This is a genomic window from Rhizobium sp. SRDI943 (assembly GCF_057653695.1).
On record NZ_JBYGKN010000002.1, the window covers coordinates 1,344,511 to 1,365,392 of the forward strand.

The 20,882-nt window shown below is 60.2% G+C and carries 25 protein-coding genes and 2 pseudogenes; 10 read left to right on the forward strand and 17 right to left on the reverse strand.

The genetic code is table 11. The annotated features are described in order from the left end of the window. Positions 1-9: 9 nt before the first annotated feature. Positions 10-1,131, reverse strand: a complete 1,122-nt coding sequence (gene argE, locus AC245Y_RS30555; protein WP_026157603.1) for an acetylornithine deacetylase — start codon at positions 1,129-1,131, stop codon at positions 10-12. A gap of 330 nt (positions 1,132-1,461) precedes the next feature. Between argE and AC245Y_RS30560 the strand changes: the two genes are divergently transcribed. Then, positions 1,462-2,364, forward strand: coding sequence for a GNAT family N-acetyltransferase (locus tag AC245Y_RS30560; protein WP_012755406.1), 903 nt, complete (start codon positions 1,462-1,464; stop codon positions 2,362-2,364). Between the two features lie 45 nt (positions 2,365-2,409). Here the strand turns inward: AC245Y_RS30560 and AC245Y_RS30565 are convergent, their stop codons facing one another. Both AC245Y_RS30565 and AC245Y_RS30570 read right to left on the reverse strand, forming a co-directional pair. After that, complete coding sequence (locus tag AC245Y_RS30565) at positions 2,410-2,616, reverse strand: hypothetical protein (RefSeq protein ID WP_003562885.1); 207 nt, start codon at positions 2,614-2,616, stop codon at positions 2,410-2,412. 21 nt (positions 2,617-2,637) lie between these two features. After that, a complete protein-coding gene (locus AC245Y_RS30570) occupies positions 2,638-3,342 on the reverse strand; it encodes a 5-formyltetrahydrofolate cyclo-ligase (RefSeq protein ID WP_017996384.1) in 705 nt (234 codons plus the stop codon). A gap of 261 nt (positions 3,343-3,603) precedes the next feature. Between AC245Y_RS30570 and AC245Y_RS30575 the strand changes: the two genes are divergently transcribed. Then, entirely contained in the window at positions 3,604-3,882 is a 279-nt protein-coding gene (locus AC245Y_RS30575) for a hypothetical protein (RefSeq protein WP_017996383.1), read from the forward strand. On the opposite strand, the gene AC245Y_RS30580 is transcribed toward AC245Y_RS30575, so the two are convergent. Further along, a complete protein-coding gene (locus AC245Y_RS30580; protein ID WP_017996382.1) occupies positions 3,855-4,166 on the reverse strand; it encodes a hypothetical protein in 312 nt (103 codons plus the stop codon). The two genes, AC245Y_RS30575 and AC245Y_RS30580, sit on opposite strands and share 28 nt — an antisense overlap. Positions 4,167-4,425: 259 nt before the next feature. Between AC245Y_RS30580 and AC245Y_RS30585 the strand changes: the two genes are divergently transcribed. The 3 genes from AC245Y_RS30585 to AC245Y_RS30595 are packed head-to-tail and all read left to right on the forward strand — an operon-like array spanning position 4,426 to position 6,832. Then, a complete protein-coding gene (locus AC245Y_RS30585) occupies positions 4,426-5,331 on the forward strand; it encodes a LysR family transcriptional regulator (RefSeq protein WP_003562882.1) in 906 nt (301 codons plus the stop codon). Positions 5,332-5,387: 56 nt separating this feature from the next. Then, the gene (locus tag AC245Y_RS30590) at positions 5,388-6,518 is read left to right on the forward strand and encodes an HPP family protein (RefSeq protein ID WP_017996381.1); all 1,131 of its coding nucleotides are present in this window, start codon (positions 5,388-5,390) and stop codon (positions 6,516-6,518) included. 35 nt (positions 6,519-6,553) lie between these two features. Next, positions 6,554-6,832, forward strand: a complete 279-nt coding sequence (locus tag AC245Y_RS30595; protein ID WP_017996380.1) for a DUF6522 family protein — start codon at positions 6,554-6,556, stop codon at positions 6,830-6,832. 55 nt (positions 6,833-6,887) lie between these two features. On the opposite strand, the pseudogene AC245Y_RS30600 reads toward AC245Y_RS30595, so the two are convergent. From AC245Y_RS30600 to AC245Y_RS30615, 4 genes and pseudogenes are all read right to left on the reverse strand, one after another. Further along, positions 6,888-7,118: pseudogene (locus AC245Y_RS30600) on the reverse strand (hypothetical protein); the annotation flags it as partial. Positions 7,119-7,172: 54 nt separating this feature from the next. Further along, positions 7,173-8,801 carry a chaperonin GroEL gene (gene groL, locus AC245Y_RS30605; RefSeq protein ID WP_017996378.1) on the reverse strand — a complete coding sequence of 543 codons (1,629 nt, stop codon included), beginning with the start codon at positions 8,799-8,801 and terminating at the stop codon, positions 7,173-7,175. Between the two features lie 146 nt (positions 8,802-8,947). Next, a complete protein-coding gene (locus tag AC245Y_RS30610) occupies positions 8,948-9,262 on the reverse strand; it encodes a co-chaperone GroES (protein ID WP_017996377.1) in 315 nt (104 codons plus the stop codon). 232 nt (positions 9,263-9,494) lie between these two features. Continuing rightward, a complete protein-coding gene (locus tag AC245Y_RS30615) occupies positions 9,495-9,695 on the reverse strand; it encodes a hypothetical protein (protein ID WP_128406107.1) in 201 nt (66 codons plus the stop codon). Between the two features lie 28 nt (positions 9,696-9,723). Here AC245Y_RS30615 and AC245Y_RS30620 point away from each other — a divergent pair, with 28 nt between their 5' ends. From AC245Y_RS30620 to AC245Y_RS30635, 4 genes and pseudogenes are all read left to right on the forward strand, one after another. Next, entirely contained in the window at positions 9,724-10,014 is a 291-nt protein-coding gene (locus tag AC245Y_RS30620) for a hypothetical protein (RefSeq protein ID WP_003562874.1), read from the forward strand. A 109-nt stretch (positions 10,015-10,123) separates the two neighbouring features. Beyond that, positions 10,124-10,480 carry a hypothetical protein gene (locus AC245Y_RS30625; RefSeq protein ID WP_003562872.1) on the forward strand — a complete coding sequence of 119 codons (357 nt, stop codon included), beginning with the start codon at positions 10,124-10,126 and terminating at the stop codon, positions 10,478-10,480. Between the two features lie 54 nt (positions 10,481-10,534). Beyond that, positions 10,535-10,861, forward strand: a complete 327-nt coding sequence (locus tag AC245Y_RS30630) for a DUF2934 domain-containing protein (protein WP_026157601.1) — start codon at positions 10,535-10,537, stop codon at positions 10,859-10,861. 5 nt (positions 10,862-10,866) lie between these two features. Further along, positions 10,867-11,283: pseudogene (locus tag AC245Y_RS30635) on the forward strand (HD domain-containing protein). 99 nt (positions 11,284-11,382) lie between these two features. Here AC245Y_RS30635 and AC245Y_RS30640 read toward each other — a convergent pair. Together AC245Y_RS30640 and AC245Y_RS30645 are read right to left on the reverse strand one after the other, a co-directional pair. Then, a complete protein-coding gene (locus AC245Y_RS30640; protein ID WP_003562868.1) occupies positions 11,383-11,652 on the reverse strand; it encodes a hypothetical protein in 270 nt (89 codons plus the stop codon). Between the two features lie 44 nt (positions 11,653-11,696). Beyond that, on the reverse strand, positions 11,697-11,960 hold the full coding sequence (locus AC245Y_RS30645; RefSeq protein WP_017996376.1) for a hypothetical protein: 264 nt from the start codon (positions 11,958-11,960) through the stop codon (positions 11,697-11,699). Between the two features lie 216 nt (positions 11,961-12,176). Here AC245Y_RS30645 and AC245Y_RS30650 point away from each other — a divergent pair, with 216 nt between their 5' ends. Then, complete coding sequence (locus tag AC245Y_RS30650; protein ID WP_026157600.1) at positions 12,177-12,683, forward strand: HIT family protein; 507 nt, start codon at positions 12,177-12,179, stop codon at positions 12,681-12,683. A 47-nt stretch (positions 12,684-12,730) separates the two neighbouring features. On the opposite strand, the gene AC245Y_RS30655 is transcribed toward AC245Y_RS30650, so the two are convergent. The 7 genes from AC245Y_RS30655 to AC245Y_RS30685 form a co-directional block, all read right to left on the reverse strand. Next, the gene (locus tag AC245Y_RS30655; protein ID WP_017996374.1) at positions 12,731-14,581 is read right to left on the reverse strand and encodes a DUF2264 domain-containing protein; all 1,851 of its coding nucleotides are present in this window, start codon (positions 14,579-14,581) and stop codon (positions 12,731-12,733) included. A 77-nt stretch (positions 14,582-14,658) separates the two neighbouring features. Next, a complete protein-coding gene (locus AC245Y_RS30660) occupies positions 14,659-15,933 on the reverse strand; it encodes an ABC transporter substrate-binding protein (RefSeq protein WP_026157599.1) in 1,275 nt (424 codons plus the stop codon). A gap of 40 nt (positions 15,934-15,973) precedes the next feature. Continuing rightward, on the reverse strand, positions 15,974-16,699 hold the full coding sequence (locus tag AC245Y_RS30665; protein WP_017996372.1) for a DUF624 domain-containing protein: 726 nt from the start codon (positions 16,697-16,699) through the stop codon (positions 15,974-15,976). A gap of 20 nt (positions 16,700-16,719) precedes the next feature. Next, positions 16,720-17,829 (reverse strand): ABC transporter ATP-binding protein, encoded by a 1,110-nt coding sequence (locus AC245Y_RS30670; RefSeq protein ID WP_017996371.1) that lies wholly within the window; start codon positions 17,827-17,829, stop codon positions 16,720-16,722. Between the two features lie 15 nt (positions 17,830-17,844). Beyond that, positions 17,845-19,017 carry a glycoside hydrolase family 88 protein gene (locus AC245Y_RS30675; protein ID WP_017996370.1) on the reverse strand — a complete coding sequence of 391 codons (1,173 nt, stop codon included), beginning with the start codon at positions 19,015-19,017 and terminating at the stop codon, positions 17,845-17,847. 4 nt (positions 19,018-19,021) lie between these two features. Further along, complete coding sequence (locus AC245Y_RS30680) at positions 19,022-19,858, reverse strand: carbohydrate ABC transporter permease (RefSeq protein WP_003562853.1); 837 nt, start codon at positions 19,856-19,858, stop codon at positions 19,022-19,024. Further along, positions 19,855-20,841: a carbohydrate ABC transporter permease gene (locus tag AC245Y_RS30685; protein ID WP_017996369.1), complete on the reverse strand. Its 987-nt coding sequence runs from the start codon at positions 20,839-20,841 to the stop codon at positions 19,855-19,857. The genes AC245Y_RS30680 and AC245Y_RS30685 overlap by 4 nt, the downstream gene beginning before the upstream one ends. Positions 20,842-20,882 lie beyond the last annotated feature (41 nt).

The following is a 20,882-nucleotide window of genomic DNA, read 5'->3' on the forward strand; positions in this document are numbered from 1 at the left end:
CCGATGTCATCAGGCGCAGCGGCGGCCAAGCGCCTCGACCATCGCCTGGCAGGCGAGCAGTTCGCCGGTGAGGATGAATTCGTCCGGCTTGTGGGCGCGGCCGATGTCGCCCGGTCCGCAGATGATCGCATCGATGCCGGCGCGCTGGAAAAGTCCGGCCTCGGTGCCGTAGCTGACGGCGGCGAGCGGCTCGATGCCGGTCAGTTCGCTAAGCAGGGCCGCAAGCGGCGCATCGGCGGCAAGCGAAAGCGCCGGATAGGCGCTGAGTTCGCGCCAGTCTATCTGGAAGCCAAGCTGCGATAGTCCCTCGGCCGATGCCCGCAGTGGCGCCAGCAACGTAATCGGATCGACGCCGGAAATAGCCCGCGCTTCGAACTCGGCCTCGCAGCTGTCGGGAATGATGTTGACCGCCTGGCCGCCCTTCAGCGTGCCGACCTGAAGCGAGGAGTAGGGCGGTTCGAAGACAGGCTGATACGGGCCGCGCGTGAGCCGTTCGGCTTCGGCGCGAGCGCAAGCCAGAATATCGGTGATGGCATGGATTGCGTTCAGTCCCTGGTCCGGACGCGAGGAATGGCCGGACCGGCCCCTGACCGTCAGTCGGGCGGCGGCCTTGCCCTTGTGGGCGCGGATTGCCCGCATGCCGCTCGGCTCGCCGATGATCGCGCCAAGCGGGGTTGCACAGAGCTCCGGCAGGCGCGCGATCATGTGCGGCACGCCGCGGCAGCCGGCCTCCTCGTCATAGGAAAAGGCAAGGTGGACGGGCTGGCGAAGCGGTGAGGCCACCAGCGCCGGAACGGCCGCGAGAACGGCGGCCAGGAAGCCTTTCATGTCGGTAGCGCCGCGACCGTAGAGGATGTCCGCTTCAGCCCGCAATCGGAACGGATCGCTGGTCCAGCCGCCTCCAGCGGCGGGAACCACGTCCATATGGCCGGAGAGAATATAGCCCGGCGTTTCCTTCGGGCCGATCGTGGCGAAGAGGTTCGACCGGTCGCCCTCCGGGCCGGGAAGCTCGGTGACGACGGCGCCGTGGCTTTGCAGGTAGTGCCGGATCCACGCCACGATCTCGCCGTTCGGCGTGCCGACGACGGAGGGGAAGCCAACGAGCCTTTCGAGAATTTCAATGGCCTGCATCGGCGACCTCACAAACATGCTGCTTGCCGAGACGGCGGCCATGCCGCCGGCGGAAACGACAATTCGGCCCAGCGAGATGTGAGAGGTGTTTGCAACTGGACTGAGGGGGGGGACATTTCCGGGCTCTCACAGTGAACAGCGACTCCGGCCGCTGGATCTGTCAATGAGTCTAGCGGGAGACGCAGGCGTTACTTGCCGAAAGCGCATCGGGATTTGGTCGATTGTTGTGTTTGCGCAGGCTTCACCAGTGAATTGTATCGAACGATCTGTTCTAGTCTGGACGGAGAAGTTTCCGGGCGCAGACTTGGCCAATGCGGCAGGAGGGCGGGAGTGAGTGAACTGATATCCGAATCCAGGTTCGTCGATAGTTTCGAGACGCATATCGCCGGGATCGACAGCGTTGCTCTCGACCAGTTGCACGCACTTTCGATGACCGTCGCCTGGCCGCATCGCGGCGAGGATTGGCAGTTCCTGCGGGAGTTCGGCCAGGGCATCGTGGCGATCGATGAAATCGGCCGTATCCTGGGCTCTGCCATGTGGTTTCCCTATGACGCGCAATTTGCCACGGTCGGTATGGTCATCACCTCGCCGCGTCTTCAAACCAATGGCGCCGGGCAATGGCTGATGGGACACGCGCTTACTCAGGTCGCCGGGCGGAACCTCGGGCTGAATGCGACGCGCGCAGCGCGCCGCCTTTATCGGTCCTTGAACTTTGTTCGGGAGGCGCTGGTCTTTCAATGCCAAGGCGAAGCGATGTCGCCGCCGGATGTAGAGCTGCCGTCCGGTGCCGCAATACGGGCAGTGGAGGCTGGCGATCTGGAAGCGATCGCCGAATTGGATTGTGTGGCTTTCGGCACGGATCGCAAACTGCTGTTGGCCCGGCTCATGGCGAATTCCAAGGGCATCGTGTTGACCCGCGCGGGCCGGATCGAGGCTTTCTCGCTTTGCCGGCGGTTCGGGCGTGGCCATGTCATCGGTCCTGTTGTGGCGCGCAGTGACGCCGACGCGATCGCCGTCGTCCGCCCGCATGCGGCCGAACGCGCAGGTGCGTTCCTGCGCCTCGATACACGCGAGCAGGGCGGAGCCTTTTCCGATTTCCTCTCCCGCTGCGGTCTTCCTGTCTACGATATCGTGACGACCATGTCGCTCGGTGGCGCTTGGCTTCCGGTTGCCGGACGCGCAACTGCGCCCGAGCCGAAGACCTATGCACTCGTCAGCCAGGCACTCGGTTGACGCAAACCCGCACGGGCGCCCGACGCAAACCGGCCTTCGCGTGGATTAGGCGCCGGGACAGACGGGGAGGCAGGTCAGAGCCTGCTGGCGTTCGAGTTCGGGCCGGAACGAGCGGTATTGCCAGAAACCCTCCGGGCTTTCCCGCCGATACACTGTCTCGAGCCAGAACACCGAGTCATCGATCGGCAAGACAGGATGCCACGCATACCACTGCGACCAGATCTTTCGTGCCGGTTTCCCGTCCATGATCATCGCTCATCTCCTCATCATCGGCTAATCCTGGAACATCCGCGCGGCAACGGAGCCGTTGCCTTTGCGAAAGCGGATTTCGACGTCGGTTACGATCGCATCCATCGGGATGTCATGGTCCTGAGGACGGATGGTCTCGATCTCCTGGAAGTCGAAACCAACGCCGATCGCGAAAGGCCGGGGATGGAGAGCGGCCAGCGTTCGATCGAAATAACCGCCTCCGAAACCGAGCCGGTAACATTGCGCATCGAATCCGACGACCGGGGCGATGACGATATCGGGCCGGCGCTCTTCGCCTTGAAGCGGAACCGGGATGTTCAGGATGCCCCGTGTCAGTTCTTCGCCGACGCACCACGAGCGGAAGCTGAGGGGCTTCCTTTTTTCCGTCACCACCGGCAACAGGCAAGTGGCGCCGCAAGCTGCCGCAGACTGCATCCAGCCGCGGAGGTCCGGCTCGCCCAGAAACGGCCAGTAGAGGCTTACACTGCGGCCGGCGATCTTCGGCAGCAGCCGATCCAGATGATGACGGATAAGAGATGTTCGTTGCTCGCGCTCATTCGCGCCGAGCAGCGTCCGGCAGTCTATCAGGCGACGGCGTTGTTCCTTCCGCCACTCCCGGACGACTTCGGGCTCCGGTTCGAGCCCCATGTAAGCCGGATCAACCTCATGAATGAAGCAGGCCGGTGAGGAAAAGCCATCGGCATTGTTTTTCATGGCATCGTCACTCATGGAGCGTTTCTTTTCTGTTCGTCGCCCCTCAATCCGTGTTCAACGTTAGAGAATAACAGTGCGGTACTATTCTTCAATAGAGATTGTTTTTCGCGTGGCCTGAAATCTCTCTCGCCGGAGGGAGGGCTTCAGCCGCCGTGGCGGAAATCCAGGAATATTGCTCTCTCTGCGCCAAGCCGTGACGCTCTCACTCAGGTTATCTTGATAATAGGTCGTAATACGATATTATCAAGATCGCCCGATTGTCGAGGAGCGAGCTTTATGGAAAACCGACTTCATCCCGCAACGCGCTGCCCCACGCCCTTCCCTCGTGATGAGGCTTTCGAAAAACTGCGGCAAAGAGTTCACGCCTTGCTCGAGAATGCGGAAGCAAGTCGTTGGGAGCTTTTGCGCACGGAATGGCTGTACGATGTGGTGCTGCTGACGAATGACTTTCGTCTCTGGATGCAGCGTCTCGATAAGGGCTTCGGTACCGCCAACAGGACTGCATTATCCCGTGAAAGCGGGATGCCTCAGGTGATCGCACGTAGCCCGAGATAGGCCGCCAAACTGACGGCGGAGAGGGCGATTGTCAGCCTGGGTCTCGCATCGTCGAACATCGCCGCCAGCGCAAGGCCGAGCATCAGGATGACGGATTTTGCCCAAAGCTCCTGATCGGAGACGGTGAAAGCGATTGCTGCCAGAAAGACGGCGTTGGCGACGATGGTCACGGGGGCGGATTTCTGGGCGAGATCGCCGCCTGGGAAGTACGGCATTAAAAAACGGCGCATGCTCAAGCCTGAAGCGACGCTCAGAAGAAGACAGGTCAAGACAAGTTGCAACATAGGACGTCGCCGATCGATCCGCAGATAGCCCTATGCATGCAAACCTCATGCCAGCCTCAAACCCTCAAAACGTCGTCCGATAGAGGCAATGTCGCGGCTTGCATGGCTATTTCCTCGGCGTCGCGACCCTTTTTTCGGCAATCGCTCGTCTGCTTGGGCTCATGTTTCTCGTCCAATGCCGAAACCGGCTTGAGCTGGAGCAATGATTTTTATATAGAGAATTATCTGTCGTCTTAATTCCGGAAACGAGATCTTTTCATTGGACCTTTCATCGATCGAGATATTCCTCGCCGTTGTCAGCGACCGCAGCGTGACGAAGGCTGCCAAGGCCGTAGGGCGGGTGCCATCGAATGTGACGACGCGCATCCAGCAACTGGAGGAGGACCTCGGCGTTTCCCTCTTCAGCCGTGATGGCAAGAAGATGACGTTGACGCGGGAGGGGGAGACGTTTTTCGCCTATGCCAACCGGCTTATGGCGCTTGCGCTCGAAGCGCGCCAGGCCGTGCGGCCTCTCGCCCCATCGGGGACGTTGCGGGTCGGCACTATGGAGAGCACGGCGGCAAGCAGGCTGCCGGCGGCGCTGATGCAATTCAATCAGATGTGGCCCGATGTGTCGCTTCAGCTGACGATGGGGGCGTCCCGCGATCTGACCCGCGATGTTCTCTCTGATGCGCTGGATTGTGCGCTGATTGCCCGCCTGCCGAAGACGATGCGCGAGGAAGACTCGAGCTTCGATGCCGAACTCAAGGCGCTCGAAATGGAGCTGACCTTCGTCGAAGACCTGTTGATCGTGTTGCCATCCGGGCATCCCTCCATCAAATCCGCCGCCGACCTGCGTGTCGGGTCGCTCGCCGCTTTGGAGCCTGGCTGCACCTATCGCAGGATCGCCGAAAACTGGGCGCGTAAATCGAGCGCGCTGCCGACGAGCGAACTCGGTTCATACCACGCGATCCTGGCGAGCGTTGCGACCGGGAACACGGCGGGTGTCATGCCCCGATCGGTCCTTGACCTCATGCACTGGCCGACACCGGTCCAGACCCATCAGCTCGGTGCTGTCGAGACGCTGCTCGTCTATCGCAAGAATGATCGCCCCAGCGCGTTCAACGCGTTCCACGAAGTTCTCAGCGCGACAAAGGGCAGAGATGTCAGGCTGACAACAAACTAGTTCGCACGCCCCTCTCCTTCGCCGCCAGATAATCCTCGCTTAAAATTGGTCTTGTCATGCAGTATCCCGTTTCCCCGAAGGTGGGATCGAGCCGCCTCCTCCGCTTCCGTTTGTTCTCACCCATATTGGCGGGAGCGACTCTACGAGAGCGATTGATTGCATGTCTCGGCGCTTTGCTGGCCATTGGTTTCACCGGCGTCATCAGCGGCTATCTGTTCGGGCAGGGGCCGCATCTTCCCTTGATCGTCGCGCCGATGGGGGCGTCCGCAGTGCTTCTTTTCGCGGTGCCTGCAAGCCCGCTGGCGCAGCCATGGTCGATCATCGGCGGCAATACGATTTCCGCTCTGATGGGGATCATTGCCGCCTATTTCATTCGTGATCCGATCATCGCGACCGGTGTCGGCGTTTCGCTTGCCATCGGCGCGATGTCCTTCACGCGGTGCCTTCATCCGCCAGGAGGAGCCGCCGCACTGACCGCCGTGCTCGGCGGCCCTGTCGTTGCCGGTTGGGGATTTCTCTTTCCCTTCGTGCCCGTCGCCTTGAACTCCTGCATTCTCGTCGGCCTTGGCCTGCTGTTCCACAAGCTTTCCAAGCGGAATTATCCGCACGTCGTTCCGAAACCCGTGGAGAACACCCATCAGACGATCGACCTGCCATCGGCGGTGCGGGTGGGTTTTCGCGAGGAGGATGTCGACGCGGCCCTCGAAGCGCTTGACGAAACCTTCGATATCGACCGGGCAGACCTCGGCCGGCTGCTGCAGCAGGTTGAGTTGCAAGCGGCGATCCGCTCAACCGACAAGATCAGCTGTGCCGATATCATGTCGCGTGACGTGATCGCCATTGGCGAAGCTTCGGAACCGGATGCCGCACGGCATCTGCTCTTGAAGCATAATATCCGCACGCTGCCGGTTAAGGACCCCGAAGGCCGCCTCGTCGGCGCTGTCGGCTTGCGGGAATTGTCGATGAGCACCGAGACCATCGCGCATGCGATCTCGAGGCCGGCGGTGGCCAGACCTTCCGATGCCGCTCTGTCGCTATTGCCCGTTCTGACGGACGGCCGCACGCATGCCGTCATCATCGTCGACGACGATTACCGCATCCTCGGCCTGATATCGCAAACGGATCTGCTGAGCGCAGTAGCGCGGCTGCTGCCAAAGGAAGACAATGCAATTCCGGCGGTGGCCTGAGCGGTCGGCGTGGGACGAAGCTGGAGAAAAAGTCGGTGCTGATCGAGCGCGATTCAAATGGTGATTTCATCCTGGAATCATCCGAACTGGCGCAGCGGTTTGGGCTGTCGCTCGCCGATCTTCGCCGCCACATTCGCCATGGCTCCGTCGTCAGCTCCGTGGAAATCGGCACGGCTGAACACGAGGGGACGAAACGGGTGTCGCTTCGCCTCGGCAACAGGCTTTGGCGAGCCATTTTGAACGATGAAAATGAAGTGCAGCAGGAGCAGATGACCGTTCTTCGGGGTAAATCCTCCGGAGGGCATCCGCGCTAACACCATCACATCTCTGTTCCGCGCGGCTTACTACGCAGGCGCGGCATTTCCTACCGTCGCTCGTTTCGAAGAGGCCGCGGGCCGCCTCGACCATCGACTGCAGGTGATCGGGGTCACGCACGCCCTGCCGGTAAAGCTCGATGATGATGCTCGCCGTTCGTTCGGCTTCGTCGCTGTCCTTTTCCAGCTGGTACTCGGATCTGATCTTGTCGAAGACCCGCTGGCAGATTTCGAGATCGCGGGAGTCCAGCGGTGCCTGCGATCGGGTTTTGATCGTTTGAACCATCTCTATTCCCTCAGATAAGGCCCGCCCAGCGAGGCCGGCGGGCCGGCAAGCGCCTTAGAAGTCCATACCGGGGCCGGCGGGCATTGGCGGTGGCGCGTCCTTCTTGGGTTTCTCGGCGATCATAGCTTCCGTCGTGACGAGAAGACCGGCGATGGAGGCCGCATCCTGCAGCGCGGTGCGAACCACCTTGGCCGGATCGATGACGCCCTGCGCATAGAGGTCGCCATATTCGCCCGTCTGAGCGTTCCAGCCGTAGGAGAACTCGCTTTTCTCGCGCAGCTTGCCGACGATGACCGAGCCTTCCGCTCCGGCGTTTTCGGCGATCTGGCGAGCCGGTGCCTCGACTGCGCGGCGAACGATGTCGACGCCGACGCGCTGGTCGCCATTGGCGGTTTTGACATTGTCGAGCGCCTTGACGGCGCGCAGCAGCGCCACGCCGCCACCAGGCAGAATGCCTTCCTGAACGGCAGCGCGGGTTGCATGAAGCGCGTCGTCGACGCGGTCCTTCTTTTCCTTCACTTCGACTTCCGTCGAGCCGCCGACACGGATGACGGCAACGCCGCCGGCGAGCTTGGCAAGACGTTCCTGCAGCTTCTCGCGGTCATAGTCCGACGTGGTTTCTTCGATCTGGGCCCTGATCTGGGCAACGCGGCCTTCGATGTCGGACTTGGCGCCTGACCCATCGACGATCGTGGTGTTTTCCTTCTCGATCGAAACCTTCTTGGCCCGGCCGAGCATATCGAGCGTGACGGATTCGAGCTTGATGCCGAGATCTTCGGAGATGACGGTGCCGGCGGTCAGGATGGCGATGTCTTCGAGCATTGCCTTGCGGCGGTCACCGAAGCCAGGAGCCTTGACGGCGGCGATCTTCAGGCCGCCGCGCAGCTTGTTGACGACGAGCGTTGCCAGGGCTTCGCCTTCGACGTCTTCAGCGATGATGAGCAGCGGCTTGCTGGATTGGACGACAGCTTCGAGAACCGGCAGCATCGGCTGCAGGTTCGAGAGCTTCTTCTCATGGATGAGGATATAAGGGTCTTCAAACTCGACCCGCATCTTGTCGGCATTGGTGACGAAGTAGGGGCTGAGATAGCCGCGGTCGAACTGCATGCCTTCGACGACTTCGAGTTCCGTTTCGGCGGTCTTGGCTTCTTCAACGGTGATGACGCCATCATTGCCGACCCTTTCCATGGCTTCCGCCAAAAAGCGGCCGATTTCGGCATCGCCATTGGCGGAGATCGTGCCGACCTGGGCGATTTCGGAATTGTTGGAGATCTTTCGGGCATTGGCCTTCAGTTCCGCGACGATGGCGCCGACCGCAAGATCGATGCCGCGTTTCAGGTCCATCGGGTTCATGCCTGAGGTAACCGCCTTGGCGCCCTCCTTGACGATCGCCTGGGCCAGTACCGTTGCCGTCGTGGTGCCGTCGCCGGCGATGTCGCTGGTCTTCGAGGCGACTTCGCGGACCATCTGGGCGCCCATGTTCTCGAACTTGTCTTCGAGTTCGATTTCCTTGGCAACCGAAACGCCGTCCTTGGTGATGCGCGGGGCGCCGAAAGATCGTTCGATCACGACGTTGCGGCCTTTCGGGCCGAGGGTCGCCTTCACGGCGTTGGCCAGGATGTCGACGCCACGCAGCATCTTCTCGCGGGCTTCGGTGCTGAATTTGATTTCTTTAGCAGCCATGTCCTCACTCCTTCATAGGCGGCCAGAGTTCCAGGAAAAGTACGACGCGGATTCCTTTCGGATTGCGTCAGAAATTAAAGGTTGGAGCGATTCTGCGTTTCCATGAAAAGCTGAAGCGCTCCGGCCTTGACTGATGTCCGCAGATCTCAGGCGGCCTGCTTCTTTTCACCTTGCGGTTCGATGATGCCCATCACGTCGCTTTCCTTCATGATCAGCATGTCTTCGCCATTGATCTTGATCTCGGTGCCCGACCATTTGCCGAACAGGATGCGATCGCCGGGCTTGACGTCGAGCGCCTGGATCTGGCCGGCGTCGTTGCGCGCGCCAGGGCCAACGGCGATGACCTCGCCTTCCTGCGGTTTTTCCTTGGCGGTGTCGGGAATGATGATGCCGCCCTTGGTCTTTTCCTCTGAATCGACCCGGTGGACGAGAATGCGGTCATGAAGCGGTCGGAACGACATGTCTTTCCTCCATCGACAAACAGTGATGACGTTGTTCCCTTGGAGAATGATGCCGAAAAGTGTGCGCGGTTTTCGGACGACATCAAGCTCTAACTCTTAGATTAGAACAGGATTCAGATTTTAGGCCGAGCAGGCCTAAAGTCATCCTGTTCTAACCGGACCGAATGACCAATCCGGGCGGGTGCTCGCGCGCGCGCCTTGCGAGAATGATTTGGTTCGATGGTTCTACAATTCAAGAGGTGATGGAAGAAAAATTGGCACTCTCTGCCGGTGAGTGCCAACGCTCGGCAGGGAACAGAAAATCGGCTCCCGCGTTCGAATAATGAAGGCGACGGCGTGGTGCCGGAGGCGAGTTCGAGCAGGATTGAGGCTTGAATCCGGATTTCGGCATTCCCAAATCTTTGGTGATCGAGGCTTTCTTAAGCTCGGTCATCGTCCCACGTCTTTTTGGAGTGAGTGACATGGAAGAGAAGACCAATATCATCAAAGACCTCAGTATCGAGGAACGCGAGGAAATCCTCGTCGATATCGCTCGTACGCTGGAGGACACGGCGCGCGAGGCCTTTGTCGAAGGAAATACGCATTTTGCGGCACTCTCCAACAACATGGCTGAAGCGATCCGCGTCAATGCCGATGAACTCGCCCGTGACGATCCTGAGAATGCCGAGTTGGTATTGCAGCAGGCAGCGGCGATGATCTCGCAATTCGAAGCCGTGCACCCCTATCGGATGGTGAGCATGGCTGTCCATTGACTGCCGGCGGCGTGGCCCCGCCTGGATCGCCCGCTCAAATCAATCACCACTCACGCGGAACTCTCACTGCCTGCGAAGGTTATTGGATCACAATATCGAAAGGTGATCCATGACGACTTTCAAATCCAGCGTGCCGCCTGAGAGCGGCACAGACGACGCGCGGTCCGCCGATACAGAACGGGCCGAGACCGATCGCAAAAGGGCATTGGAAACTGCCCGGCGCAACGCGAGGACGGCATTAGATCGCAATAGCGGCACGGAAACCCCAAGCCTGAAGCTTGCAAGGGAATATCTCAGCCTCGGCGGCCACCGCCGCTCCAAGATCGACGACAATATCACCGATGTCCGCCAATGGGATGAGGACCCGCCGGAGGCCGAACGGTTCTGGAAGGAACGGGTGGAGACGCTTCCAAAGGATCAACGCAAACAGGTGGAGGATTTTCTTCCAACCATCAACACGCCCTGAAAGGCGGCCGGGCCGCTCTTCGGAGGGCTCATCCTAATGCGCTTGGAGGAGATCATGGCCATAGACAAGCACGAGCAGATACGCCAGCGCGCCTACGAAATCTGGGAGGCCGAGGGCCACCCCGATGGCGCTGACGAGCGCCATTGGCTGCAAGCCTGCGACGAACTGGCCGGCGAGGATGAGCATGAGACGCTGCAGGACCTGCTCGATGAAGACGACAGGGACGATGCGGCGCTGCTTCAAGGCGCCGGTGAGAGCGGCGACTTCGATCGGCCACGAGCGAGGCCGGTCCAAACAGCCGTGGCTCCGGTCCCTGACGTCGAGATGACGACGGGCGAAAAGCCTTTCCGGCGGAAAGTGAAGAAGACCGAAGGGCCGTGATCGCCATGCAGCATCTCGACCATGCCATCCAGATCGCTCTTACGGCCCATAAAGGCCAGGCGGACAAGACCGGCCGGCCATTCTTCGAGCACTGCCAGCGGGTAGCGCTTCTGGTTTCCGGCGACGAGACATGAACGGTCGCCTACATTCATGATGTGGTCGAGAAGGGCAGCGGGTGGACGCTCGACAGGCTGAGAGAAGAAGGCTTTCCGCCGGCGATCATCTCCGCGGTGAATGCTTTGACACGGCGGCCAGATGAGCCGGATGACGACTTCGTCAGACGTGCGGCATCAAACCCGCTGGCCCTGTCCGTCAAACAGGCCGATCTTGAAGACAATCTCCGGCAGGCCGAACAGAGCGGCAAGAAAACGGAAAAATACCAGCGCGGCCTGGATCTTTTGCGCGACATCAGGAGCGGATAATAGGAACTCGGACAAATTTGCAGTCGCTAGCCATTGCCATCAGGGTCGGCAATCGGCCGAGCGCACACTACCCGCCTGCATGTCATGCACTGAGAGCGGTCACGCCTTGTTGGTAAACCACACCGTCGGCGCGCCGAGCACGCCTCCCGTGCGCATCGCCGTCTTCAATTCGTCCAGCTTGCTGAATGCTTGCGCCGCTTCAAGCGTGGCGAACTCGTGGGTGACGGTAATATCGTTCGGGTTGTCGATTGCTCGATAAACGGCCTGCGCCGTCACCCCATTGGCCTTCTGCACCGGCGAAAAGGTATCATATATCTTGCGCCAAGCGGCGTAGTCGGAGACCTCGTGCCGCACGAATAATGTCGTCATGTCATCCTCCCGCGTTGCATTTCCAAGACTCGTTAAGACGTGTGTTACGATTGAACGAGGAACATCATGGTTTCGGGCAAGACGCCATCACTCGCCATCGCATCGGCCGCTGCCTTGGTCTGCATGAAGGCCATCAACTTTTCCATGTCTGCAACGTCCATGACCAAGCCGACGCGGTTGGAGCTTTGAGGGTCCGTAAACGTGCGAATGTTCGTGACGCCGTTGGGTTCCAATACTTGTTTGCGGATTGGTGAAGCGAGCCAGTGTTTCGTGTCGTTAACGTCGTGACAGATCATTATGGTAGGCATTGCGTCCTCCTCCCAAGATTTCGGAAACTGAAAGCTGAGTATGCTGCTGCGCTTTGCCGGATTTCATTACAGCAATGTTGTGAAGAGTGGGTTTTTCTTATTCATTAGTTGAAGATGTAAATATAACTATTGAGTAATCCGAAAATATTATGTTCTTCAGCCGGTTTGCCGCGCCAAAATTCCGGAAGTTTGCGACCGCCATTGGAGAGGTTCAGAATCATCGAACGCCAACCATTTGATCTCGAGGCCTATGTGCACGACATCGGAACAACACCATGCTTTATCTGCGGCTTGGTCAGGGACGACCCCGCCTTCTTTCATCATCGCGTTTTTGAAGACGATGAGACGATCATTTTCCTGAGCAAATATCCCACTCTACCGGGCTATTGCCTCGTCTGTCCGAAGGAGCACCGTGAGGATCTGGCGCGGGACATGTCGACGGATGAATATCTTCGACTACAGGAGAAGGTGCATGTCTTGTCGCGCGCCCTCAAAAGCGTGTTCGACGCCGAGCGAATTTACGTGCTTTCGCTCGGCAGCCAACAAGCCAACAGCCACTTGCATTTTCATGTCGTTCCCTTGCCTTCAGGTGTGCCTCTTGAAAAGCAGCAATACCATGCACTGATGGCGGAGCACGGGGTTCTGCAGATCCCTGACGATCAAATGGCCCAGCTGGCGCAGCGCATTGGTGAAGCATACCGGTTCGAGTTCACCGCACGATAATCAACCGTCGGGCCCGCGGTCGAAACCCGGAAGCCGGTGCCTCCAAGCTACATCCCGAGGGCGAATGCCGGTACCCGTACGCCTTTCTCGCGGAAGAGCCGCTCTACCTCGGCGAGGCGAGGACAGGCTGGCGTATTATCGAGCGCTTTTGCCCAGTTCTCACGGCTGGGCAGGGCCATCGCGGCGGTCACCAGCACGATGGTACCTGCGCCGATGTTGCCGCGCAGCTGCGGCAGTAGGGTCTTGGCGTGGATGAGATTGGTGTTCGGGATCGGGCTCATCGCATGGCCGGCCCTTGGATTGGGCGATAGATCGACGATGGCGCTGACGTCGGTCTGCCCGTACCAGACAGCCCGGCCATCCCTTGCATCGGAGCGGTCGGCATTGAAATCCGCGCGCTCGATCGCAAAACCGCCCTCGATGGTGCTGAGTGTGCGTGGCGTGGCGATGCGGTGAATGCGGATGTGCCACGGATTTTCAGGAAGCAGCCAGGTTTCGATAGTGACATCGCTCCAGGGGCGCCAGCGCGAATAGAGCAGGTCGCCTGCGATCAACGCCTCTTCGAGGGTTTCGCGCATGCGGAAATGGACGCCGTCGTCGGAGAGGCCGAGCATGCCGTCGAAGCTTGCGGCGGAGAAATTCCGGTCGTCGGCTTCGACGTTGAAGGCGTAGCGGGTGGAATAGACGAATTTCGAATATTTCTCGTTTGCGCCGAGCATCTTGTCGTGCTGCTGCCCTGAGGAGAGCACGACCACGTTTCCCGGCGTGTGCATGGCGACCATTCCCGCCGGCTTCAACGCAACCGGCTCCGGAAATTCCGGCTGCGGCGCCTCCTCGGCCGCCCAGAAGGGATGATCCCCCGGAAGGGCGAGCGGCAGGAAGAATTTCAGCGCCCAATAGGGCGAGCCGGGAGAGTTGTAGCTCTCGCTCATGAAGAGGTTCGGATAGCCATAGCCGACCGAAAGAACGCCGTCGCGATCGGCAATCGGCATCGCCGCCCACCAGCGGATATGGCGCATGTAATAGCCCTTGATCTCGGCCCAGGGCAGGGCTTCGACACCGGCAAAGGCAAGCGCGCCCCAGAAACCTCCCGCCGCGAAGCGGTAGGTCTGGCTGCGGCCGAAGGCAAGGGCTGCCCCATCCGGGCCGAACCAGTGGCGGATATCGCTGGCGAAGATCTCGGCGCGATCGCGGAAACGATCCTTGCGCGCCTCGTCGCCCTTGGCCAGGACGGCATAGATCATTCCGTAGAAATGCATGGCAAAGGGAATGTAATGATCGACCCGCCGAACCGGCCCGTCGCGATACCAGCCTTCTCCGAGGTCGAAGGCCTCCAGTTCGTCGAGATAGGCGAGGGTTTTCCGGTGATCGAACGCCACGCCCACGCGTTCCAACCCGAGATCGATGAGCACACGGAAGAATTTCCAGTTATTGTCGATGAATTCCAACTCGCGCGCTCGAAGAAGATAGGCAGCGACCGTCTTCTTCTCGCCGTCGTTGAGCGGTTCCCAGATGTGCTCGGGCACGAGCGCCAGGGCGAAGCCGACCGCGGCGAGCTCGACCAGCCGCTGATTGCGGTCGGCAAGATCGCCCCAATATTCGGGATGAGCAGGATTGGTGCCGTTTGCCAGCCCGCGGCGATAGAGGTCCCAATGCGGAAACGCGCCGCCGCCGGCAACGAGCGGAACGATCCCCCAGAGCGGCCGCGCAAATCCCTCCAGATCCGCCGCCGCCCGATCGAAAATCGCGCCGGCTGCGCCGAGGCGCACACGGGCGCCGCCTTCGGAAAAATACGGCAGCAGCGGCTCGAAGAGATCGGTGACTGCCTTGGCGAGGTCGTCGCGTGTCTTCAGGGGATTGCCGAAAAGCGGATTGGCCCGGGCGGGATCATATATCATTGTCAGGCTCGAAATTCATGAAAAACAGGATCGGCCGCGGGCAGATATTGCCCGCGGCCGTCGAAATTTCTGGACGCCTACTTGATCGCCTTCACGCCTTCGGTCATTTCCTTCAGCCCGTCATCGACGGAGGTGCTGTCAGTCATGATCGCGTCATGCACCCGGTTGAGTACGACCTCGATCTTGGCGGCGTTCGGGTTGACCGCCATCTCCAGGTAGGCTTTCGACGGCTTCAGCGCCTCCTTGCTGGCCGCATCCTCAGGAAATCCGGGTGTTGCCGCGATCTTGGCGCTGACATCATCCGTCTTGAGCGCAGGGAAGGTGCCTGTCGACGCGATAACTGCTGCGCCCTCAGGACCGGTGACAAACTTGATGAAATCGAGCGCGGCATCCTTGTGGTCGGAATTGGCGTTGACCGCCAGGCCGGAAATCTGCGCAGCGGTCGTGCCGGTTGCCACACCGTCGGGATGCGGGAACTTGACGATGCCCCAGTTCCTGCTCTTCGATTCACCCGATTTCACCTTGGTGATCTGGGTGCCGACGAACCAGGTTCCCATCGGCAGCATGCCGATCGTGCCATTGAAGAAGAGCGCCGAATAATGTGTGTTCGACGTCTTCAGGAAGGCATAGGAGGGAATCGCGCCATCCTTCTGCAGGGTCAGCGCCCTCTCGTACCAGGGCTTCAGGAAGCCGTAGTCGCCGTCGACAAGCGTGTGTTTTCCGTCGAGGATGGCAGGCAATTGAACGGTTGACCGCCAGGTATGCAGAAGCGCGCCATAGGTCTTGTTGGTGCCCATGCCGCCCGAAAGCTTCTCGGCGGTCTCGTCGAACTGCGCCCAGGTCATGTCATTGGTGGGGTAGGGGACGCCTGCTTTGTCGAATATATCCTTGTTGTAATAGACGACCCAGAAGTCGGAGCGGAACGGCAGGGAGTAGATCTTGCCATCGATGGTCAGTTCCTCGATCAGGCCGCCAAAGGGAGCCGAGTCGATCTTCTGATCCTTAACGAAGCCGCTGAGATCGGCGATGTTACCGGCGCGCACCAGATTGGTGTAGCCCGGCACATCCTTGATGGTGACGATGTCGATGTCCTTGGAGCCGCCGGTCAGCTGCGTCGAGATCATCTGCTGGTAGTCTTGCGAGCCGAGGTCCATCGGCTCGAACTTCACGTTGGGGTGTTTGGCCTGATAGGCCTCGATCAGAGGCTTGTAATAGGCGGTCTTGTCCCAATCCCACAAAGCCCATTTGAGCGTCACGGCGTCCTGGGCAAACGCTGCCCCGGTCGTCATCGCCGCCAAGGTGAATCCTGCCACGGCAAGTTTCACCGTCCCCCCGAATTTATCCAAATACATTCCCGTTCTCCTTCCCTGGATCATCTCTGGATCAGTTATTCTATGAAGCGTCTCGTCGATGCGGTTCGCTGTGCGGCTGTGTTGCGTTTGGCAGGTCTAGAACCGTCACCGCCGCCCGATGGACGCCGAATGCGACGGCGAACATTCCGAGTGAAAAATTGAAGGTTGCCGGCATGAACACCGAAACCGGATAGAAGAGGACATGCGCCAGCCAGAGGCCGGCGGTAAAGGCGAGTGCGGCGAGCGCCGGGAGCGGACGGATGACGGAGGCGAGCGCGGCGAGGCGCAGCAACCTCAGAGCCGGTAGATCGCGCATCACCATCAGAACGATGAGATGGCAGGCGAGAACCGCGATGAAAGCGGTGGCGACGAGGGCGATCGTCAGCGGTGCGCTGAGCAACAGATTGTTGCGCGCGCCTGCGGCATAGGTGACGATCGCATAGATGCCGATCGCGAGGGCGCCGCCCAACGCCAGGCCCCAACCGGTGGCGCGCCAGAAGTAGCGCAGAAAAGCTTCCGTGAAGTCCCTGAGCAGATAGGTGTTGCGATCTTCCACAACGGCGACCGAGACCCGGGCCATGGCGGCGAGCGCTGCCGGCAGCGTCACGACGAAGAGGGCGGACAGGATGAAGAGGATGTTCAGCTTAACCATCTCCCACCACTCGCGGACGAGGATCTCGGCGAACAGGGCAAGGCCGGTCCTCTTCGGCGCATCCTTCGGAATGCCCGGTCCCTCCCTCGTCCACATGTCCCGCAACCACTGCATTGCCGTCTCCCGCAGGCGTCTCAGTATAGAATCGAGCGTTCCGTTTCCTTGTCGAACAGCTGCGTATTGGTCATATCGGCGACCAGCACCGCCTCCTCGCCGATATCAGGCCGGTAGCGCGGCGAGACGCGGGCGATCAGATTGCGACCGCCTGCTACCATGTTCAGGTGCACTTCCGATCCCATCGGTTCGGCAAGTTCCACGACCGCCTTGAGAGGCGCCAGGTTCTCGGGCGCGATGTCGGCCGGCGGCAGCTCGTGGAAATTCTCCGGACGGATGCCAAGCACCAGTTCGCGGCCCTCGTAGGGGGCGATCCTGCTTTTGTCGAAATGGGCAGGCAGCGGCAGTTCCCGGCCGTCGAAGACGGCGACGTAGCCGTCGCCCCGGCGCAGAATGGTCGAGGGCAGCATGTTCATCTGCGGCGCGCCGATGAAGCCGGCAACGAACATGTTGACGGGGCGGTCATAGAGGTTCTGCGGCGTATCCACCTGCTGGATGTGCCCGTCCTTCATGACGACGATCCGGTCCGCCATGGTCATAGCCTCGACCTGGTCATGGGTGACGTAGATGAAGGTGGCGTTGAGGCGCTTGTGCAGCTTGGTGATTTCCGAGCGCATCGTGCCGCGCAGCTTGGCGTCGAGATTGGAAAGCGGCTCGTCGAGAAGGAAGACGGCCGGATTGCGCACCATGGCGCGGCCGAGCGCGACGCGCTGGCGCTGCCCGCCCGAAAGCGCCTTCGGCTTGCGGTTCAGGAGATGGCTGATGTCGAGGATCCTGGCGGCGTCCTGCACCTGGGCATCGATGAAGTCGCGCGACACCTTCCTGAGCTGCAAACCGAAAGCCATGTTCTTGTAGACGGTCATATGCGGATAGAGCGCATAATTCTGGAACACCATGGCGATATCCCGATCCTTGGAAGGGACGTCGTTCATGACGTCGCCGCCGATCTTGAGCTCTCCACCCGATATTTCCTCGAGGCCGGCGATCATCCGTAGCGTCGTCGATTTGCCGCAGCCCGACGGGCCGACCAGAATGATGAATTCCTTGTCTGCGATCTCAAGGTCGATGTCGTGGACGACGGTGAGCGCACCGTAGCTCTTGTTCAGCTCTTTAAGCGAAATGCTGGCCATCGAGTTCTCCTGAATTCACCAATAGGAAGACCAGTTGCGCGAAAGGCGCGTCAAAGCTTCCATGTAATAATAATCTCCCCAGGAGACGCATTCATCGACGCCCTCGCCCCGGCAGGTGTTGAACGGCGATTTCTTCGAATAGGTGGCGTGCAGCACCAGGCCGTTGGAGACGGTGGGATCCTTGACCGCATAATGATCCGCAAGGCTCTTCATCATGCGGCGCGCCAGCGTGCGATAGCGTGAGGCCGGTTCCGGTTCGACGAGATCGGCCATCTCCAGAAGGCCGCAGGCGGCGATCGAGGCCGACGAGCTGTCGCGCGGCTCGCCATCGCCATCCGAAAAGACGAGATCCCAATAGGGCACCATGTCGGCCGGCAGCCGGTTGAGATAGAAGGCAAGCAACCTGTCGAAGGTTTGGCGATATTTCTCGATCCGCTCATAGCGATAGGAGAGCGCCATGCCAGCGATTGCCCAGGCCTGTCCGCGCGCCCAGGCGCTATCGTCTTTGTAACCCTGTTTGGTGGCGCCGCGCACCGGCGCTCCGGTGACCGGGTCCAGATAGAAGGTGTGATAGGTAGAGTCATCCGGCCGAACCGAGTTGGCGAGCGTGGTGCGGGCGTGAATGAGCGCGATCTCGCGGTATTTCGGATCGCCGGTCTCGCGGCTTGCCCAGTAGAGAAGCGGCAGGTTCAGCAGGCAGTCGATGATGTAGCGGTATTCCTCCGCCTTGCCCTTGCGGCCCCAGGCCTGGATGAACTGACCGACGGGCTGGAAGCGCTCGATCAGCTGGTCGGCGGCCAGGATGGCGGCCCTGCGGCCATCCTCGTCTCCGACGAGCTTCCAGGCGGCGATGCAAGAGGGCGAATAGAGAAAGCCCATGTCGTGATGATCGGTCTCGATGCGGTTCACGATCCGATGCAGGAATGACTGGACTTGGACCTGCGCGGCATCGCGGAAAACCGCCTCGCCGCTGTGCTCGAAAGCGAGCCACAGCTCGCCGGGCCAGAAGCCCGCTGTCCATTGGTCGTTCGCCACTGCGGGATAGAAATTTCCGACGCTCGAATGGTTCTGCGAGGCATGGGTGAATTGGGGGAGGTTGCGCCTGATCTGCTCGACGGCAAGATCGAGCGCGGCTTTGACCTCCGGATCGGTGATCGGCTGTGGGGCGACGGACGAGACGGCGTTCATGGATTTAACCCTTCAGTCCCGTCGAGGCTATGCCCTCGACGAAGAAACGCTGGAGAGAGAGGAATACGACGAGAACCGGAATGAGGGCGACAACGGAGGCAGCCATGATGAGCCCGTATTCGGCCGAATATTGCGAGATGAACATACGCAGGCCGATCTGGACGGTCTTCAGCTCGGTCTTGGTCAGGTAGATCATCGGCCCGAGAAAATCGTTCCAGGTGGTGACGAAAGTGAAGATCGTCAGCGTCGAGAGTGCGGGCTTCGACAGCGGCAGCATGATACGCGCCCAGATCTGGTACTCGTTCATGCCGTCGATGCGAGCCGCCTCGCAGAGCTCGGTCGGGATCGACATGTAGAACTGCCGCATCAGGAAGACACCGAAGGCGGTGAAGGCCTGCAGGCAGATCAGCGCCAGATGGGTGTTGTTGAGGCCGAATTCACGCATCAGCAGGAATTGCGGCACCATATAGACCTGCCAGGGCATGGCGATGGTGGCGATGTAACCGAGAAACAGGGTGTTCTTGTAGGGGAAATTCAGCTTGGCAAACGCGTAGGCCGCAAAGCTGGAGGTCAAAAGCTGCAGCAGCGTGACGATGATCGTCAGCTTCGACGTGTTGTAGATGAAGAGCGCGAGCGGGATCTTCGTCCAGATATCGACGTAGTTATGCCATTGCGGCTCGGACGGTATCCACTCGATCGGGAAGGCGAACACGTCGCGGCTGAGCTTCAGCGATGCCGAAAGCATCCAGGCAAACGGCATCAGCATGATGAGCGTGACTGCGATGACGATGGCGTAGATCGCGACCGATCTGACGGTCACCTTGCGTCCTGCGATCCTCATTCACCATCCTCCCTCTGGCGCCGGAACTGGAAGACGGTGACCGCGAGCACGAGGAAGAACAGAACGAGCGCAACCATGCTGGAATAGCCGAGATCCCAGGAAATGAAGGCCTCGTTGTAGATGTGGTAGACGAGGACGAGCGTCGAGGTGCCAGGCCCGCCCTGGGTGATCATGTAGATCTGGTCGAACACCTTGAAGGACTGGATCGTCAGCATCACTGTGACGAAGAAGGTCGTCGGCCCGAGCTGCGGCACAGTGACATGGATGAACTTCTGCCAGGAATTGGCGCCATCGAGATCGGCGGCCTCATAGAGCTCCGAATTAATACCCTGCAGGCCGGCCAGATAGATGACCATGTAATAGCCCATGTTCTTCCAGATGCCGAAGAGGATCACCGTCACCATCGCCCAGTGGCGATCGGCAGCCCATCCCGGCATGTTCTTGGGATCGAGGCCGAGCGTGTAGAGGATCATGTTCACCGGTCCCATCTCGGGATTGAAGATCATGTTCCAGACGACCGCGACGGCCACCAGCGAGGCGACATAGGGGAAGAACATCGCCGTACGGAAGAAATCGCGCCCCGCGATCTTTTGATTGAGGAGAACGGCGAGGCCGAGCGCGCAGATGAGCGTCGCCGGCACGGAAGCGACCGTATAGATCACCGTGTTCCAGAACGCCGCGATAAAGGCCTTGTCCTCGAAGAGCCGCCAGAAATTATCCAGCCCGGCGAATGTGATCGCATTCGAGCCGTCCCAATGCATGAAGGCGAGCACGAAGGCGAACAGGATCGGGCCGAGCGTGAAGACGGCAAAGCCGATGAAATTCGGCGCAATGAAGGAATAGGCGACGAGCGCGCTGCGGATCCTGCGCTGCCGCTTGGACAAGACCGCGACTTTTCGGCTTGGGATTGCCGGAGCGCCATCCGTCGCGATGACCGAATTCGATAGGGACACCGATGCCTCCTCTTCCTCCCGCAACCACATAGCACATATCGGGTATTGGTCAAACAAGTTCTGGATAGGTC